Source organism: Thioalkalivibrio sp. K90mix (assembly GCF_000025545.1).
GTDB lineage: Bacteria > Pseudomonadota > Gammaproteobacteria > Ectothiorhodospirales > Ectothiorhodospiraceae > Thioalkalivibrio.
In genome coordinates this window covers 2345021-2362354 of record NC_013889.1, presented here as the reverse complement: position 1 = coordinate 2362354, position 17334 = coordinate 2345021, and the positions used below count along the sequence as shown (strand labels likewise).

At 69.2% G+C, this 17334-nt stretch carries 13 protein-coding genes; 7 read left to right on the top strand and 6 right to left on the bottom strand.

The annotated features are described in order from the left end of the window. Nucleotides 1-252: 252 nt before the first annotated feature. The 4 genes from TK90_RS11250 to TK90_RS11235 all read right to left on the bottom strand — a co-directional run bounded on the left by TK90_RS11250 (nt 253) and on the right by TK90_RS11235 (nt 6699). Nucleotides 253-4773 carry a DEAD/DEAH box helicase gene (locus tag TK90_RS11250; protein WP_012983602.1) on the bottom strand — a complete coding sequence of 1507 codons (4521 nt, stop codon included), beginning with the start codon at nt 4771-4773 and terminating at the stop codon, nt 253-255. Between the two features lie 25 nt (nt 4774-4798). Next, nucleotides 4799-5101, bottom strand: coding sequence for a hypothetical protein (locus tag TK90_RS11245; RefSeq protein ID WP_012983601.1), 303 nt, complete (start codon nt 5099-5101; stop codon nt 4799-4801). Between the two features lie 61 nt (nt 5102-5162). Further along, nucleotides 5163-6374 (bottom strand): alkaline phosphatase family protein, encoded by a 1212-nt coding sequence (locus TK90_RS11240; RefSeq protein WP_012983600.1) that lies wholly within the window; start codon nt 6372-6374, stop codon nt 5163-5165. Nucleotides 6375-6378: 4 nt separating this feature from the next. After that, nucleotides 6379-6699: a BolA family transcriptional regulator gene (locus TK90_RS11235; RefSeq protein ID WP_012983599.1), complete on the bottom strand. Its 321-nt coding sequence runs from the start codon at nt 6697-6699 to the stop codon at nt 6379-6381. 120 nt (nt 6700-6819) lie between these two features. On the opposite strand from TK90_RS11235, the gene TK90_RS11230 reads away from it, so the two are divergent. The 6 genes from TK90_RS11230 to TK90_RS11205 all read left to right on the top strand — a co-directional run bounded on the left by TK90_RS11230 (nt 6820) and on the right by TK90_RS11205 (nt 12857). Beyond that, nucleotides 6820-7488: a haloacid dehalogenase type II gene (locus TK90_RS11230; RefSeq protein WP_012983598.1), complete on the top strand. Its 669-nt coding sequence runs from the start codon at nt 6820-6822 to the stop codon at nt 7486-7488. A 103-nt stretch (nt 7489-7591) separates the two neighbouring features. Beyond that, nucleotides 7592-8563, top strand: a complete 972-nt coding sequence (locus TK90_RS11225; protein WP_012983597.1) for a hypothetical protein — start codon at nt 7592-7594, stop codon at nt 8561-8563. A gap of 41 nt (nt 8564-8604) precedes the next feature. Continuing rightward, entirely contained in the window at nt 8605-9195 is a 591-nt protein-coding gene (locus TK90_RS11220; protein ID WP_012983596.1) for an RQC-minor-1 family DNA-binding protein, read from the top strand. A gap of 79 nt (nt 9196-9274) precedes the next feature. Continuing rightward, on the top strand, nt 9275-10444 hold the full coding sequence (locus tag TK90_RS11215; protein ID WP_012983595.1) for a GNAT family N-acetyltransferase/peptidase C39 family protein: 1170 nt from the start codon (nt 9275-9277) through the stop codon (nt 10442-10444). Beyond that, nucleotides 10437-11921, top strand: coding sequence for a RimK family protein (locus TK90_RS11210; RefSeq protein ID WP_012983594.1), 1485 nt, complete (start codon nt 10437-10439; stop codon nt 11919-11921). The genes TK90_RS11215 and TK90_RS11210 overlap by 8 nt, the downstream gene beginning before the upstream one ends. A 645-nt stretch (nt 11922-12566) precedes the next feature. Further along, the gene (locus TK90_RS11205) at nt 12567-12857 is read left to right on the top strand and encodes a DNA-binding transcriptional regulator (RefSeq protein WP_012983592.1); all 291 of its coding nucleotides are present in this window, start codon (nt 12567-12569) and stop codon (nt 12855-12857) included. Nucleotides 12858-12876: 19 nt separating this feature from the next. Here TK90_RS11205 and TK90_RS11200 read toward each other — a convergent pair whose 3' ends face one another. Together TK90_RS11200 and TK90_RS11195 are read right to left on the bottom strand one after the other, a co-directional pair. After that, entirely contained in the window at nt 12877-13422 is a 546-nt protein-coding gene (locus tag TK90_RS11200; protein ID WP_012983591.1) for a glycine cleavage system protein R, read from the bottom strand. 213 nt (nt 13423-13635) lie between these two features. Next, nucleotides 13636-14457, bottom strand: coding sequence for a TatD family hydrolase (locus tag TK90_RS11195; RefSeq protein ID WP_012983590.1), 822 nt, complete (start codon nt 14455-14457; stop codon nt 13636-13638). Nucleotides 14458-14622: 165 nt separating this feature from the next. Here TK90_RS11195 and pepN point away from each other — a divergent pair, with 165 nt between their 5' ends. Beyond that, nucleotides 14623-17259, top strand: a complete 2637-nt coding sequence (gene pepN / locus TK90_RS11190) for an aminopeptidase N (RefSeq protein ID WP_012983589.1) — start codon at nt 14623-14625, stop codon at nt 17257-17259. Nucleotides 17260-17334 lie beyond the last annotated feature (75 nt).

The following is a 17334-nucleotide window of genomic DNA, read 5'->3' as shown; positions in this document are numbered from 1 at the left end:
CGTGAATGGACGCGATTGCACCAAAAATGGAAGGTGCATCGAATGAGCGGGATTCTGCCGTACCGGGGGTGCGAGTGTCCAGCCAGACAGGCGTTTTTTGTCCGGGCGCGTGCAGCACGTGGCCGCTGGATGCCGATGCGTCCGGGGAACCGCATCGAGCCCCGAGAACCCGGGCTAGCGGAGCGTTTCGCTTGGCTCAGCGCACCCTGCAACCATGCCACCGCAGGATGCCGATGAGCGCAGCGAATCGCATCAATAATGCCGCCCCGCCGGTGATTCCAGGCGCAGGCCGCGGACCTCTCCCATGGCGCCGCCGGCGCGCAGGGCGGCGGCAAACGGCGATTGGCGGGCGGGTTCGCCATTGACGGTCTCGATGGTGATGCTGCGGCGCTTCGGCAGCCAGCGGCTCCCGGCGAGCTGGCGGATGGCCTCGGTTACCAGCGCGGCGTGTTCCTCCGCGGTGTCGATGCCGGGGATCGCCTCCCAGACGAACAGCTGGCGGCCCGAGGCGGCGAGATAGAGCAGCGGCTGGCCGCCGGCCAGCGCGACCAGCGCCCCGGCGACACGGCGCAGGCGGCCCTCGGCCGCTTCCGGGGGCTGCGGCCAGGGCAGGAGCTGGCCCCAGGGGTTGGCCGGGTCGACGCTGGCCAGCCACTGCGGTTCGGGGGTGTCGTCGGCCGCGCGTTCCAGCGCGCGCAGGCGATCCACCGCGCCGGCGCGGGCGAACTGCGCGCCGGTCAGGCCCTCGACGAAGTGGCCGCGCCGCAGCTTGCCGGCGTCCTCCATCGCGCGGTAGACGGGATACACGCGCCCGAAGCCGCCGGGCAGGCCCTCGGCGCGGGCCATCTCGCGGCTGACCACGCCGTAGCGCGCCAGCAGGTTCTCGGCCTGTTCGCGGGCGCGCTCGGTCAGCGACACGTCGGGGTCGATCAGATCCGCGACCCGTGACCAGCGCCCGCCGGCCAGGCCCTGGCCCGGGCGTCGGCGACCTCGGGCGGAGGTCTTGCGCTGGCCCAGGCTGCGCAGCGGAGCGAAGGTGTCGTTGGTGATCTGCCCGGCCCAGACCCGATCCCAGATCGCGGCCTCGATCGCGTCCTGGCGGGCGTCCGGCTGTGCGCTGCGGGCCGCGCGCTCCAGCTCCATGTAGAAGCAGGCGCCGCGCCGGTCCAGGGTCTCCAGGATCGCCTGTGCCAGCGGGTCGTCGCTGGCCGGGGTATCCGCGGCATCGGCCTCCGGCTCCAGCAGCACCATCGCCTGTTCGCGGCGCAGGAAGCGGATGCGCCCGTCGCGCTGGCCCAGCGCGCCGGCACCCACCCAGACGAACTCCCCGGAGGCGGTGATGCGGTCCAGCGCATCCAGCGAGAAGTCGCGCACCCGCATCGGCAGCACGTGGGCGATCCAGGCGGACCAGGGCAGGGCGATGCCCTCCAGTTGGGTCAACGTGTCGCGCAGGGCGCTGGCGCCGCGGCCGGGCTCGGTCAGGCCCTGCCAGGCGGGCAGAAGGCGGCCCAGTGCGCGGGCATCCACCGCCGCCGCCTCGTCGCGCAGGCGGGCCAGGGTGCGGCGCTTCAGCCGGCGCAGGATGTCCAGTTCGCACCAGTCCTCGCCCGTGCCCTGCGGGCGGATCTCGCCACGCAGCAGCACGCCGGCGCGCTCCAGGCTCTCGAGCGCCGGCAGCAGTGCGCCCGGCGCGAGGCCATAGCGTGCGCCCAGGTCCTCGCTGCGGAACGGACCGTGGGTACGGGCGTAGCGGCGGAGCAGCTGTTCCAGCGGGTGCTGCGGCGGTTCCAGGAAGGCGGCGGGCAGGCCGGGCGGGGGCACCACGCCGAGGGCATCACGGTACAGCGCCGCGTCCTCGGCCGCGATCCAGCGCGGCTCGCCGGCGATGCGCACCTCCACCGCGCGCAGGGAGCGCGCGAGCTGTTCCAGCCACGGCCCCGGCGCCTCGGCGCAGGCGGCTGCGACCTCGTCTGGCGTCAGGTCCCCGCGCCGGCGCAGCAGGTCGTGCAGGGCGTCGGCGTCCGGCACCCGGGTCGCCTCGGTGGCGTGCGCCAGCTCGGCCTCCAGCTCGGCCAGGGCCTCGGGGTCGATCAGCTCGCGCAGCTCGGCCTGGCCCAGCAGTTCGGCCAGCATGCCGCGGTCCAGCGTCAGCGCCTGGGCCTTGCGCTCGGCCATCGGCGCGTCCTGCTCGTAGATGTAGGCCGCGACATAGGCGAACACCAGGCTGCGCGCGAACGGCGAGGCCTGCGGCGTCTCCACCTCGTGCACGCGGATGCGCCGTTCCTGCACGCCGCGCAGGATCTCGCGCAGGGCGTCCAGGTCGAACACGTCGGCCAGCACCTGGCGGTAGGTCTCCAGCACCACCGGAAAACTCGCGTACTCGCGCACCGAGGCCAGCAGCTGCTGCGACTTCAGCCGCTGCGCCCACAGCGGCGTGCGCTGGCCCGGGCGGTTGCGCACCAGCAGCAGGGCCCGTGCCGCGTTCTCGCGGAAGGCGCTGGCGAACAGGGTGGAGTGGCCCAGCTCGCGGGTGACGGCCTCCTCCAGCTCCTCCGGGTCCGGGAACAGGCTGTCGAGTTCAGGCAGGTCTTCGCTGTCGGCCAGGCGCAGGACGATGCCGTCGTCGGTGTACATCACCTGCACCTCGAAGCCGGAGGTGCTGGTCAGCGCGCCCTGCAGGGCCAGCGCCCAGGGGGCGTGCACGCGCGCGCCGAACGGCGTCAGGATGCAGACGCGCCAGTCGCCGACCTCGTCGCGGAAGCGCTCGACCACGATGCGCCGGTCCGAGGGTAGCTGCCCGGTGGCCTCGCGCTGCTCGTCGATGTAGTCGCAGAGGGTCTCGACCGCCGCCTCCGACAGTGGCGCGTGTTCCCTGAGCCAGGCCGTGCGTTCGGCGCGGTCCATGTGCGCCAGCCGCTCGGTGGCGGCGCCGATGGCCTGGCCGAGCTGGATCGGGCGGCCGGGGCCGTCGCCATGCCAGAACGGCAGCTTGCCGACCTCGCCGGGGGCGGGGGAGACCAGCACGCGGTCGCGGGTGATCGCCTCCACATGCCAGGTGCTGGCGCCGAGGGTCACGTTCTCGCCGGTCTTCAGCTCGAACACCATCTCCTCGTCCAGCTCGCCGATGCGCGGGCCGCCCTCGCCGACATGCACGCCGTACAGGCCGCGGTCGGGGATGGTGCCGGCGTTCAGGCGCGCGGCCAGCGCCGCCCCCCGGCGCGGGGTCAGCGCGTCGCGGGCGCGGTCCCAGGCGAGCCAGGGGCGCAGGTCGGCGAAGTCGGTGCTGGGGTAATGGCCGGAGAGCATGTCCAGCGTGGCCTCGAGCAGCGCGCGCGACAGCTCGCGCCAGGGCGCGGCGCGGCGGATCAGCGCGTGCAGCTCGTCCACCGTGCGCGGGCGTTCGCAGACCATCGCGACGAGCTGCTGGGCGAGCACGTCCAGCGGGTTGTGCGGGGCATGGATTGGCTCCAGTGCGCCGGCCTGCATGCGCTCGCCGATCACCGCGCATTCGAGCAGGTCGCCGCGAAAGCGCGGCAGCAGCAGCGAGCGCGAGACCTGACCCACGCCATGCCCGGCACGGCCGGCGCGCTGCAGCCCGCGGGCGACGGCGCCGGGGGACTCGACCATGATCACCAGGTCCACCGCGCCCATGTCGATGCCCAGCTCCAGCGAGCTGGTCGCGACGATGCCGCGCAGGCGCCCGGTCTTCAGTCGGCCCTCGATCTCGGCGCGGCGCTCGTGGGACACGCTGCCGTGGTGGGCGGCGACCAGGTCCTCCACCGGTTCGGCATCCTCCGGCTGCTGTTCGCGCCAGGCCTCGTTGATGCGCTGGACCAGGCGCTCGCACAGTCCGCGACTGTTGACGAACACGATGGTGGAGCGGTGCTCCAGGATCGCGGCCATCAGCCGCGGCTCCAGGCGTGCGGCGCGGTCGCCACCGGCCGCCGGGAGCTTCCCTGTGCCCTGGCCGTAGACCGCGCCCAGAATGGAGCCGGACGGGATGGGGCTTGCCGGTTCCGGTGTCTCGGTGGTGGCGGGTGCGTGCTCGGCGGGCGGTTCCTCGGGGGCGAGGATCTCCAGATCCAGGCGCGGGGGCTCCGCGGCGTCGATCACGTCCACCTCGCGGTCGCCCCCGAGGAAGCCGCGCGCGACCTCCACCGGGTGCACGGTGGCCGACAGCCCGATGCGCTGCGGGTCCTGGTCGCAGCGTTCGGCCAGGCGCTCCAGCGACAGGGCCAGGTGCGCGCCGCGCTTGTTCCCGGCCAGGGCGTGCACCTCGTCGATGATGACCGTGTGGACGGACTCGAGGTTCTCCGCGGCCTTCGAGCCCAGCAGCAGGTAGAGCGACTCCGGCGTGGTCACCAGGATGTCGCCGGGTTCGCGCGCCTGGGCACGGCGCTCGGCCTGCGGGGTGTCGCCGGTGCGGATGTGCACCACGGGTTCGCGGGCCGGCTCACCCAGGCGCGCGGCGGTGTGGGTGATGCCGGTCAGCGGGGCGCGCAGGTTGCGCTCGATGTCGGTGGCCAGCGCCTTCAGCGGCGAGATGTAGAGCACCGAGTAGCCGGTGCGGGGTTCCGGGGCCGGCTCGCCGGTCAGGCGGTCGATTGCACTCAGGAACGCGGCGAGCGTCTTGCCGCTGCCGGTGGGCGCGATCAGCAGGCAGTGGCGGCCGGCCCGGATCGCGGGCCAGCCCCGGGACTGGATGGTGGTCGCCTGCCCGAAGGCCTCGCCAAACCAGGTGTCGGTCGCGGGACGAAAGGGCGAGACCGGCATCGGCGAGAGTGCCCGGTCGTGCGGGTCAGGCGTGGCCGACGGTGGTGTCGGTGGTGGCGTGGAAGTAGTCGCTGTCGCGCGCCAGCTCGTCGATCAGCTCGTGCAGCATGGCCAGGCGGCTCTCGGCATCCGCGAACGGCGCGCAGTCCTCGCATAAAGGGTCGCCGCAGGGCTGGCGGCTGTACAGCCAGAAGTGCACGGCACCGGCCAGCAGGCCGTCGGCGACGTCGCCGGTCCCGGCGGCCTGGCCGTCGTCGGCGAGCCGGTTCGCCAGCTCGATCAGGTGCTGAGCAGCGTTGTTGTAGGTCTGGTCGGCGGTGTCGTTCATGGGATCTCGAAATCGGTTTACGGCAAGCCGCGATCATTCGACCGCGGGCAAACCCCGCAGTTTACCGCGTCTGGCCGATATTCCGAAGAAACAGGGGAATATGCCGCTCCTCCGGCGACAGGCCGCCGTGGGCACCGCGGAAGAATGGGCCCTCGTCGTCGGCCGGCGGGTCGACCAGGTAGGCGTCCTCCGCGGGCAGCAGGAGGTAGTCGCCGGCGCGGGCCCGCAGCTCGGGGTGCTCCGGGCCGTGGCCCAGGGTCCGGCCCTGCCCGCCGGGTTCCAGCCAGTCGGCGGCGGGTACCACGACGATGTCATCGCCGAATGCGGTGTGCAGGGCGACCAGGAAGTCCGCGTTATGCCCCTCGCGTACGTGGGCGAGGGCGGCTCGCGGCTCGCCGGTCAGGCGGTGGCGCAGACAGGCCTGGACCGCCGGGTGCTCGCGAAGGTCCAGCCGGCGCTCCATGGTACGCATGCCGTGGTCGGCGGTGGTCAGGAACACGCTCTCCAGGCGCTGGATCTGCGCGCAGGTCGCGGTGTAGGCCAGGTCCAGCTGCTTCAGGTGGCGCTCTACCTCCGGGCTCTCCGGGCCGTATTCGTGGCCCAGGTGGTCCAGCTCTGGCCAGTAGACGTAGGTGAAATGCGGCCCTGGCGTCGCGTTCACATGCGCGGCCACCCGCGCTGGCAGCTCGGACAGGTCCTCGAAGCCGATGAAATCCGCGGCCCCGTTCATCATGCGGTTGTACGGCGTGCCGCCGATCCACTCCGGGCCGATGCAGGTCATGCCGCAGTCGATCCGATCGCTCAGGCGGTCCGGCTGCACGCGGCCGGTCAGCTCGCGGTAGCCGAGCGTGTTGATGCGGTCTTCACGGTCGCGCTCCTGGCCCATCAGCACGGTCAGCGTGCGCTCGGCGGCGGACAGGCGGGTGTGCCAGCCGAGCAGGCCGTGCTGCGCGGGCGCGCGGCCCGTCAGGATGCTGCTGATCGCGGTGGCCGTGGTGCTGGGGAACACGGTCTCGAGGTCCGTCACGTAGTCCGCGCCCAGCAGCGGCGTGTGACGGCGATAGCGCGTGGCAAAGCCGTCGATCAGCCAAAGCACGATGTGGCGGTCCGCCCCCAGGTGCTCGGATATGCCCGGCAGTGGCGGGTGGCTGGCCGCCGGGTTCAGGCTGGCCTCGATCTGGCCGAGCAGGTCCATCAGCCCCGGCGCTTCCAGCCGCGCGCGCAGGATGTGGTCGACGGCCGATTCGGGCGCGGGGATCTCTGTTAGTGGCAAGGGATCAGGCCTTGCCGCCGTCGCCACCCATGCAGGGTGGGGAGTCGGCGACCTTGCCGGCGCGCTCGAACCACTGGTCCGGGTCCAGCGTGTGCAGCGCGAGGGCGTGGATGCCGCCGGCCAGCTCGTCAGCCAGGGTCTGGTTCACCAGCCGGTGCCGCGCGATCAGTTTCTGATCACGAAAGGCCTCGGACACCACCGTCACCTTGAAATGCGACTCCGAACCCGGTGGCACGTTGTGCATGTGGCTCTCGTTCACCACCTCCAGATGCTCGGGCGCAAAGCGCTCCTCCAGCTTCCGGGTAATGGTCTCCTGCATGGTCATGGATATTTCCCGACAGTTGAACTCGACACGCGCAGTGTTTCGCCGCCAGGCAGCGATGTCCAGAACTGCCATGTGGTGGACGGGATGCGCCATGCTCGCGACCGGAGCGAAGGGGGATACATGCGACAGACGCTGGCGTTCGATGTGTACGGGACGCTGATTGATACACAGGGGGTTGCGGCGACGCTTGAAGGCTGGATCGGCGCGCAGGCGCTGGTGCTGGCACGGGCCTGGCGCGAGAAGCAGCTGGAGTACACCTTCCGGCGCGGGCTGATGGGGGCGTATGCGGATTTTGATACCTGCACCGAGCAGGCGTTGGAGTATTGCTGCGAGGCCCTGGGTATCGCGCTCGAACCGGAGCAGGAGGCGGAGTTGTTGCGGCGGTATCAAGAGCTCCCGGCGTTTGCCGATGCGGGACCGGCCCTGGATGCGCTGCGCGCGGATGGGCACCGGCTGTTTGCGTTCTCCAACGGGACGGCCGAGACGGTCAGCGGGCTGCTGCGGAACGCCGGGTTGGAGGATCGCTTCGAGGATCTCGTCAGTGTGGACGAGATCGGCTGCTTCAAGCCGGACCCGCGCGGGTACCGGCATTTCCTGCAGCGGGCGAATGTGTCGCCGCCGGATGCCTGGCTGATCTCGGGCAACCCGTTCGACGTGATCGGCGCGCAGGCAATGGGCATGCGCACGGCATGGCTCGACCGGTCGAGGCAGGGTCTGTTCGACCCTTGGGGCGGGGATCCCACGGCCACCATCGGCAGCCTCGATGGGCTGGCCGGGGTGCTACGTTAGTCTCGATGCATGGATGATTGGAAGTGGCGATCCGGTTTAGCCTTGTCTTCAGGATTGATCCATATACGGCCGGGCAGCCTCCGCCGTCGCGAGGTATCCATTCATGAAGAAATCCGGTACGAACCCACCGCGCGAGGATGAAATGAACGCGATCGTCGCGGCGATCGAGCAGTCCCTGGCGCAGGACTTCCCTGGTGACCGAGCCGAAAGGGATGCGATGGTGGCCGCCGCCGTCGCCGAGGCGAATGCCCGGCCGCTGGACGACTTCGCGGGCTTGTCGCCCGAGCAGATGGGGGCACTCCTTTATTCACCGTTCGAGCACCCGGAGCTGGTGAGTTTTGCCGAGGGTGTAGCGGAATGTCCGACCACCGTGATGAGTGTGTTGTTCCGCGTGCTGGCGGATACCATTCGTGCCGAGGGCGGCATCCCGTTGACTCCAAAAGGCAATCTTCCGCTTCGAGTCGTGGCAGATGCGTGGGCCGCGGTGGAAGCCGCGGGGCTGGAACCGGAGTGGCGCCCCGGGTCGCGGCGCAAGGAGGATGATTTCCCGGAACTGCATGTGACCCGGTTGCTGGTGCAGATGAGCGGGCTTGGGCGGAAATACCGCGGGCGGCTGCAACTGACCCGCTCGACGCAACAGAAAATCGAGCGCGGGGATTGGGCGTCAATCTTTCGCGAACTGCTGCGCTGGCATACCCGCGAGTTCAACTGGGCTTACCAGGATGGGTATCCGCCCCTGTCGACTGTCCAGCAGGGGGCGCTGTTTTCTCTGTATCTGCTTGCACGTTTTGGCGATGAGTGGCGCCCCGTATCGTTCTATATCGATGCCTTCGAGCGGGCCTTCCCGGTGGCGCTGGACGAGGCGGACGAATACGACGGCCCCTTCAGCGCGCAGGAGGTGCTGCGTAATGTCTGGCCCCTTCGGAGCTTTATGCGGTTTGCTCACCCGTTCGGCCTGATCGAAGAACGCGACGATCCGGACGAGCCCGATTCCCTGCTGGCATTCGAGCGAACCCGAGAGGTCCGCAAGAGTGCATTTTATGATCAGGCCGTGACCTGGAAAGTCCCAGGTTGAGGTCAATGGGGAAACGGGGTGTTTCTGGAGGTTGAGGCGACATGAGCCGTTCCCGTCATCGCGTCTCCTTGCAACTGCGTCCTTGCTCGGACGACCTCTCGGACGAGGAGTTGCGCGCCATCCTCCGCGCGGCGGACGACCTGATCATGTCCGGTGGGCGGAACCTGCTGGCCAAGGTGTTGAAGGGATCACGGGCGAAGAAGGTCCTGGAACTCGGCCTGGATGACAACCCTGCGCATGGTTTCTACCGCTCCCTTTCCGAAGACGAGACCCTCGCGCGGATCGATCGGGCCATCGTGGGTGGCTGGCTGGCGATCGAGTACGACGGTCGCTTGCCTTTGCTGGTGTTCACGGACCGAGGCTGGGCCATCGAGCGGGAGGTTCGCGCGCGGGAGCTGTTCGATCAGCTGGCCGAGAACGCCCGGCGTGGCCCGCCGTTCGAGGTGGAGATGCTGCGCGATCGCAACCGGTCGATGATCTGGCGCTTGCTGGATCTCGTCGAGGCCTCCCATGATCCCGACTTCATCGCGCTGTTGCAGGCCTGGGGGGAGATCGACTATCGCAAAGTTCGTCAGCGCATTCGTTCGGTCATCGCGCAGCTCCAGGCAGCGAGAACGACTGGATCCGAGTAGCCTTTTTCTCGGTGCTTGCCGTCACTCCGTGCGTGGCCGTGGAGTACGATGGAGATCGGGCAGCCGCCGGGAGAGGAGCGTGAGCCAGCAGGTCAAGCAACGGGTCGCGCCCGCCGCAGAATCGCCCGTGATCCGTCCGGCTACGCTGGAGGATCTGGAAGCGCTGGTGGCGCTGGAGGATGCGGCGTTCGAGGTCGATCGTATCTCGCGGCGGCAGTTTCGCTATCTCCTCACGCGGGGACATGCGGCCTCGCTGGTGGCGGAGGGGGCCGGTGGTGAGGGCCTGCTCGGCTACGTGATGCTGTTGTTCAGCCGGGGCACATCGCTGGCGCGGCTGTACTCCATCGCGGTCAGCGCGCGGGCGCGCGGCCAGGGCCTGGGGCGGCGCCTGGTGGAGGCGGCGGAAGACGCGGCGCGGGCGCACGGGCGGACCGACCTGCGCCTGGAGGTGCGGCGCGACAACGCGGCCAGTCTGGCGCTGTTCCGCGGGCTCGGGTATCGCGACTTCGGCACGATCGACGACTACTACGAGGACCACATGGATGCGCTGCGGCTGCAAAAGTCGCTGGCGCCCGGTCCCGATCCGGCACTGGTGCGTGCGCCGTATTACGCGCAGACGCTGGAGTTCACCTGCGGCCCGGCCGCGCTGATGATGGCGATGCGCGCTGTCGATGCGGATCTCAAGCTGGATCGGCGCCTGGAGCTGCGCCTGTGGCGCGACGCCACCACGATTTTCATGACCTCGGGCCACGGCGGCTGCGGGCCGTACGGGCTTGCCCTGGCGGCTGCCCATCGCGGGTTCGAGGTGGAACTGCTGGTGCGCGATCGCGGCGTGGCGTTCGCGGATTCCGTGCGCAGCGCGGAGAAGAAGGAGGTGATGCAGCTGGTGCAGGAGGACATGGTCGAGGAGTTGAAACAGCTCGGGGTGCCGGTGGTGCACGGCCCGGTGAGCGTGGCCATGCTGGCGGCACGCTCTGCCGAAGGCGGGGTGCCGGTGGTGCTGATCAGCAGCGTGCGGCTCTATGCCGAGCGCTTCCCGCACTGGGTCACGGTCACCGGCTTCGACGAGCGCTTTGTCTACGTGCACGACCCGTTCGTGGACGCCGAGCAGGGTGAGCGCGCGCTGGATTCGGTGAACATGCCGATCGCGCGTGCGGACTTCGAGCGCATGGCGCGCTACGGCCGTGCGGGGCTGCAGGCGGCGGTGATCATCGGCCCGCGTCGGGCGCCGGAGGGTGCGCATGCCTGAGCACCGCATCCTGGTCGAGCGCCGGGCGGACTGGAAGCCGCACTTCCCCGACCTGCTGGTGATGGCCATCGACGACTACCTGCGCGGCCCGGCCGCCGACGACCCGGCCACCCTGCGGGTGATCAACCTGTGCCGCAGCCAGCGCTACCTGTCGGCCGGCTACTACGGCTCGCTGCTGGCGGAGGCGCGCGGGCATCGGGTGATCCCCAGCGTGCGCACCCTGCAGGACCTGTCGCGCAAGTCCATCTACAGCCTGGATACCGGGGAGCTGGACGAGCGCGTGGCGCGCGTGCTGGGCCGCAGCCGCCAGGCCGCGCAGCCCGAGCGGCTGGAGCTGACCGTGCTGTTCGGCCAGTGCGACGAGCCGGCGCTGCAGGAGATCGCCGCGCAGCTCTTCGCCCTGTTCCCCGCGCCCATGTTCCGGGTGGAGTTCCGGCGGCAGGGGCGCTGGCAGATTCACGCCCTGCGCCCGTTCGCGCTGAACGCGCTCGAGCCCGAGCAGGAGCCGGCCTTCTTCGCCGCGCTGGAGCGCTACCTCTCCAAACCCTGGCGGCGCCGCCGCGGGGCACGCAGCGCGCGCTACGAGTTGGCCATCCTGCACAACCCGGACGAGGCGATGGCCCCGTCCACGCCGGCCACGCTCAAGCGTTTCGCCCGCGCCGGGCAGGAGCAGGGGATGGATGTCGAGCTGATCCAGGCACGTGATCTGCCCCGGCTGGCGGAGTTCGACGCCCTGTTCATCCGCGAGACCACGGCGATCGACCACTACACCTATCGTTTCGCGCGCAAGGCCGAGGCCGAAGGCATGGTGGTGATTGACGACGCCGACTCCATCCTGCGCTGCACCAACAAGGTCTACCTGGCCGAGCGCCTCGCCGCCCATCGCGTGCCGACGCCCAGGACGGTGATCCTCAACCGCGAGACCATCCTGCGTGCGGAGGAGCAGATCGGCTATCCCGTGGTGCTCAAGATCCCGGACGGCAGCTTCTCGCGCGGCGTGTTCAAGGCGAACGACCGCGCCGAGCTGGAATCCATCGCCCGGCGCCTGCTGAAAGAGAGCGATCTGATCCTCGCCCAGGAGTTCGTCTACACCGAGTTTGACTGGCGTATCGGCGTGCTCAACCGCCAGCCGCTGTACGCCTCGCAATACCTGATGTCGCGCAAGCACTGGCAGATCGTCAATCACGACGCCAAGGGCGGCCCGCGCGAGGGCGGCTTCCGCACCCAGGCCCTGGCGGACGTGCCCGCCGCGGTGGTCAAGACGGCCGTCAAGGCCGCCAACCTGATCGGCAATGGCCTCTACGGCGTCGATCTCAAGCAGACCCCGCGCGGCGTGATGGTCATCGAGGTGAACGACAACCCCAACCTCGACGCCGGCATTGAGGACAAGGTCCTCGGCGAAGCCCTCTACACTACCCTGATGCAGGACTTCGTCCGCCGCCTCGACGCCGCCCGCCGCCACCGCGCCGCGTCCTGAAACGGACGTTGCGATATACGCCAATGGCGTATATCGTGAGCGAATGATCACGGTGGCGGAAACCGCTCCGTTCAGGAAGAAGATCATCGAAGTGCTCAAGGACGATGAGCGTGCCGATCTGATTGCCTATCTGGCGGAGCACCCGAGCGCGGGTGACCTCATCCAGGGCACGGGTGGGGTAAGAAAGCTGCGCTGGCGTGCTCTGGGTCGTGGCAAGAGCGGTGGCATTCGCGTGATCTACTACTTCCACAACGAGTCCATGCCGCTGTATCTGCTGGCGGCCAAGGGAAACACTGATCAATGTACACGCTCGCGTTGGTACCCCAGGTTTTCTGAGACAAGGCGCGTTGTGCAGCGGGTAGTGGTTCTACCCGCAAGCGGCGCAACGCAGGATCGGGGAACCTGGGGTACCAACCCCAAGGGCTCGGCCGCTTTTGCACGGGAACGGCGTTGCGGCTCCCTTGTGCAGAATGACTGCACGGCAGTCACCGCGCCTTGTTCCCACGCAAAAGCGACTCGAGCGCGAGCGTGTACATTGATCAGTGTTTCCCTGGGGCAAGAACGAGAAAGCCGACCTGTCAGGCGAGGAGCGCCGAGCAATTGCCCGCCTAGTGCGGGATCTGGTCGCTTATTGGAGGCAGCGTAATGGGCAAGGCATTCACTGATATCGCGGAAGGGCTGGCGGATGCAATCGACCACGCTCGTGGCGACCCTTCGGGTATTGTCGAACATCGTCCCGAGACCCTGGACGTCAAGGCCATCCGCGAAAAGACCGGCATGAGTCAGCAGCGTTTCTGTGCCGCCTTCGGTATTTCCATCGGCACGCTGCGGCACTGGGAGCAGGGGCTGCGCGCGCCGCGCGGTCCGGCCCGCGTACTGCTCAAGGTGGTGGAAAACGATCCCGAGGCGGTCATCCGGGCGGCACGCCAGGACTAACCGCGGGCTACAGCTTGGGTCAGGCCACGGCCTCGGGTGGTTCCTCCAGCGGGTCGTGAAGTTCGAGGTCGACCATCAGCTCGTTGGCCAGGGCCTCCAGGTCATCCTGAAGCGTGTCCAGGCCCAGGCCTTCCGGCACGCCCAGGCGGGCCTTCGCGCGGAACATCGGCTCGCCGGTCATCGAGCCCGGCTCGCAGGCGGTCTCCAGCGTCTCGACGCTGACACCGTGGCGCGAGAGTACAGCGGTAATGTCCTGCACGATCCCCGGCCGGTCATGCCCGATCAGGTCGAGCTCCACGGCGCGCCGCGCAGTCGGCGGCAGCTCGCTGCCGCGCTGGATATGCACCTGCAGCCCGTCGCCCTCCAGATCGCGCAGCGCCGCTTCCAGCCCGTCCACCGCCTCGGCTTCCACTTCCAGCAGCACCACCCCGGCAAACTGCCCGGCCAGCTGCGTCATCCGGCTCTCCAGCCAGTTGCCGCCCGCCGCCCGTGCCCGCGCCGCTACCGCGCTCACCAGCCCCGGCCGGTCCGGCCCGATCAACGTCAGAATCACCGAAGTCTTCATACGCACAGCCCTCACTCTAATCGCCAACAGACTCAACATCCTGCGCGCCCTTGTCCCCCGAGGCAACGCGCCCGCGGGTGGCTTCAATCGTGCCGGAAGCGTGATTCACACACGGTCGAATGGTGGATTGTCCAGGTTCGGCCGTCCGCGTCTCTTCGGCGGTTTGCCCCTGCCAGGTCCGACCGGCGCGCCCAGTGTGTCCGGTGCTGTCCGTCAGGCATCCGCGGTTTCGGGAAGGCCGTAGAAGGCGCGGGCGGTGGCGGTCGTGTGGGCGGCGAGGTCTTCCGGGGTTTCGTCGCGCAGTTTGGCCACGTATTCACCGATGTGGGGGAGGAAGGCGGGTTCGTTGCGGCGGCCGTTGCCGATCTTCTTGCCGGTGCCCTTGGGCAGGCTGCGCGGCAGGAGGTAGGGGGCGTCGGTCTCGATCATCAGGCGGCCGCGCGGGATGCGCGGGACCAGCGGGTGCAGGTGGGTGCCGCGACGTTCGTCGCAGACCCAGCCGGTGAGGCCGATGTGGCAGTCGAGGTCGAGGTATTCGGCCAGGGCGTCGGCTTCGCCAGTGAAGCAGTGCACCACGGCGGCCGGTAGGTTGTCGCGCCAGCGGCGCAGGATCTGGGCGAAGTCGTGGTGGGCGTCGCGTTCGTGCAGGAACACCGGCAGGCCGAGGTCGGCGGACAACTCCAGCTGGGCCTCGAAGGCGATGCGCTGCTGCGGGCGCGGCGAGTGGTCGCGGTTGTAGTCCAGGCCCATCTCGCCCATGGCGACGACGTTTTCGTCCGCGCCAGCGAGGTCACTGAACCGGGCGGCGATCGCGTCGGTCCACTGTTTGGCCAGGTGTGGATGCACGCCCAGGGTGGCGCGGCAGCATTCCGGGTACTGGTCGGCGATCTCCAGGCACTTTTCGCTCTGGTGGGCGTCGGCGCCGGTGATCAGCATCCAGGAGACGCCGGCCTCGCGGGCGCGCTCGAGGACCTCGGAGCGTTCCTTGTTGAAGGATTCGTGGGTGAGGTTGAAGCAGATATCGATCCATTCCATGCGCGGTATGCTAACGGATTGGTGTTCTGGTGCCAGTTTCCGGTACGTGATCGCGGCGTGGGGCCGGAGCCGCGTTGGCAATGACAGGGCCATGGTCCGGGTTTGACGTCGAGGCTGTGGTGGCGTGTTAAACCTTTTTGCAGTGCCTTTGATCTGGAGTTTGGAATGCGTGATGCGAGTCCCCAGGCGGTTTATCTGAGCGATTACCAGCCGCCGGCGTTTGTGGTGGAGAGCCTGGAGCTGGACTTTGACCTGGCCGCGGCGACCACCGAGGTGACCACGCGCACGGCGGTGCGGCGCAATCCGCAGGCGGTGGAGCCGGATGCGCCGCTGCGACTGTACGGCGATGGCGTCGAGTTGGTGTCACTCACGGTGGATGGTGCCGAGCCCGCGGAAGGTCGGGTGGAGCAGGATGCCGAGGGCCTGCTGCTGCACGGCCTGCCGGAGCGTGCGCGGCTGGAGATCGTCAGCCGCTGTCACCCGGAGCAGAACACCGCGCTGGAAGGCCTGTACGCCTCCAGCGGCAATCTGTGCACGCAGTGCGAGCCGGAGGGCTTTCGCCGCATCACCTTCTTCCCCGACCGCCCGGATGTGCTGACCCCCTACCGTGTGCGCCTGGAGGCGGACCGGGCGCAGTACCCGGTCCTGCTGGCCAACGGCAACCGCGTGGAGGCCGGCGAGCTGGATGGCGGGCGCCACTATGCGGTGTGGGAGGATCCGTTCCCCAAGCCGTCGTACCTGTTTGCGCTGGTCGCCGGGGATCTGGCCTGCCAGCGCGACACCTTCACCACCATGTCCGGGCGCGAGGTCGCGCTGGAGCTGTATGTCGAGGCGCACAACGCCGATCGCTGTGACCACGCGCTGGCCTCGCTGAAGCGCGCGATGCGCTATGACGAGGAGGCCTTCGGCCGCGAATACGATCTGGACGTGTACATGATCGTCGCGGTGGACGACTTCAACATGGGGGCGATGGAGAACAAGGGGCTCAACCTGTTCAATGCCAAGTACGTGCTGGCCAGCCCCGACACCGCCACGGATGACGACTTCGTCGCCATCGAGTCGGTGATCGCCCACGAGTACTTCCACAACTGGTCGGGCAACCGCGTGACCTGTCGCGACTGGTTCCAGCTGTCGCTCAAGGAGGGGCTCACGGTCTTCCGCGACCAGGAATTCACCACCGACTGCACCCTGTTCGGCGTGAAGCGCATCGACGATGTCGCCATGCTGCGCGCCTTCCAGTTCCCGGAGGACGCGGGTCCGCTGGCACACCCGGTGCGACCGGACCACTACGCCGAGATCAACAACTTCTACACCCTGACGGTGTACGAGAAGGGCGCGGAGCTGATCCGCATGCTGCGCACCCTGATCGGGCGCGAGACCTTCCGTCGCGGGCTGGATCTCTACTTCGAGCGTTTCGACGGCCAGGCGGTGACCACCGACGACTTTGTCGCGGTGATGGCCGAGGCCAGCGGGCGCGATCTCTCCCGCTTCAAGCGCTGGTACACCCAGGCGGGCACCCCGCACGTGACCGCAAGCACCGCGTTTGACGGCCCCGGCGGCCCGGCCCGCATGACGCTCGCACAGGAGACGCCGGCGACCCCGGGGCAGGCGCACAAGGAGCCGGTGGTGATCCCGATGCGGGTTGCTTTCCTCGATGCCGACGGCCAGCGCATCCGCGCGCGCCTGGATGGCGACGACGCCGAGCGCGACGAATGGGTACTGGAGCTGGATGCCGCCGAGCACACCTTCTGTTTCGAGGGCCTGTCCGCCGAGCCGACCGCGATCTCCTGGCTGCGTGGCTTCTCCGCCCCGGTGATCCTGAACGCCAACCAGGGCGTGGACGAGCTGGCCCACCTGCTGGCGCATGACGACGATGCCTTCGCCCGCTGGGAGGCCGCTCAGACCCTGTTCCGCCGCGCGATCCGCGCGCGTATCGAACACGACGCCGCCGACTCCGCGCTGGAGGCCGCCACCGAGCACGCCCTGCACGCCCTGATCGAGGACCCGGCGATCGAGCCGGTGCTGCTGGCGACCATCCTGCAACTGCCGCCCACGCGCGAGCTGGCCGAGCTGTTCGAGCGCGTCGATCCGGTGCGCCTGCGCATGGAGCGCGATGACCTGGAGAAGCGCCTTTACGCCCCGCTGGCCGGCGCGATGCAGCAGATCCAGCCGAAGCTGGACGACGTGGACAACGGCGCCTTCACCGCCGAGGCGATGGGCCTGCGCCAGCTGCGCAACCGCCTGCTGGCGCTGCGCGTGGCCGCCGGCGACCAGGCCGCGGTGCCCGAGGCCCTGGCGCAATACCAGAAGGCGCGCAGCATGACCATGCGCATGGGCGCGCTGAATGCGGTGAACGAGCTGGATCACGAGGCCCGCGAGGTGCTGCTGACGGACTTCGAGCAGCGTTACCGCGACGATCCGCTGGTGCTGGACAAGTACTTCGGGTTGCAGGCCGGCAGCCAGGTCGCCGGCGGTTTCGAGCGCCTGGACGCGCTGCTGGAGCACCCCGGGTTCCGCTGGACCAACCCGAACCGAGTGCGCGCGGTGCTGGGGCCGTTCATGGCGCGGAACGAACGCCATTTCCACCAGGAAGACGGTGCCGGCTACCGGCGCATGAGTGGCTTCGTCGAGAAGCTCGACGCGATGAACCCGCAGACCGCCGCGCGCCTGGCCCAGCCGCTGACGCGCTGGCAAAAGGTGGACAAGGTTCGCGGCGAGCAGATGCGTGCGGAACTCGAGCGCCTCGCCGCGCTCGAAGTGTCGCGCGACCTGCGCGACGTGATCGAGCGCGCGCTCGCGTAGGAGGCCAGCCCTCTGGCCGATGGGCGTTGGTCAGGTCGCAATCGGCCAGGGGCTGGCCTTCAACAGGGGGTCAGC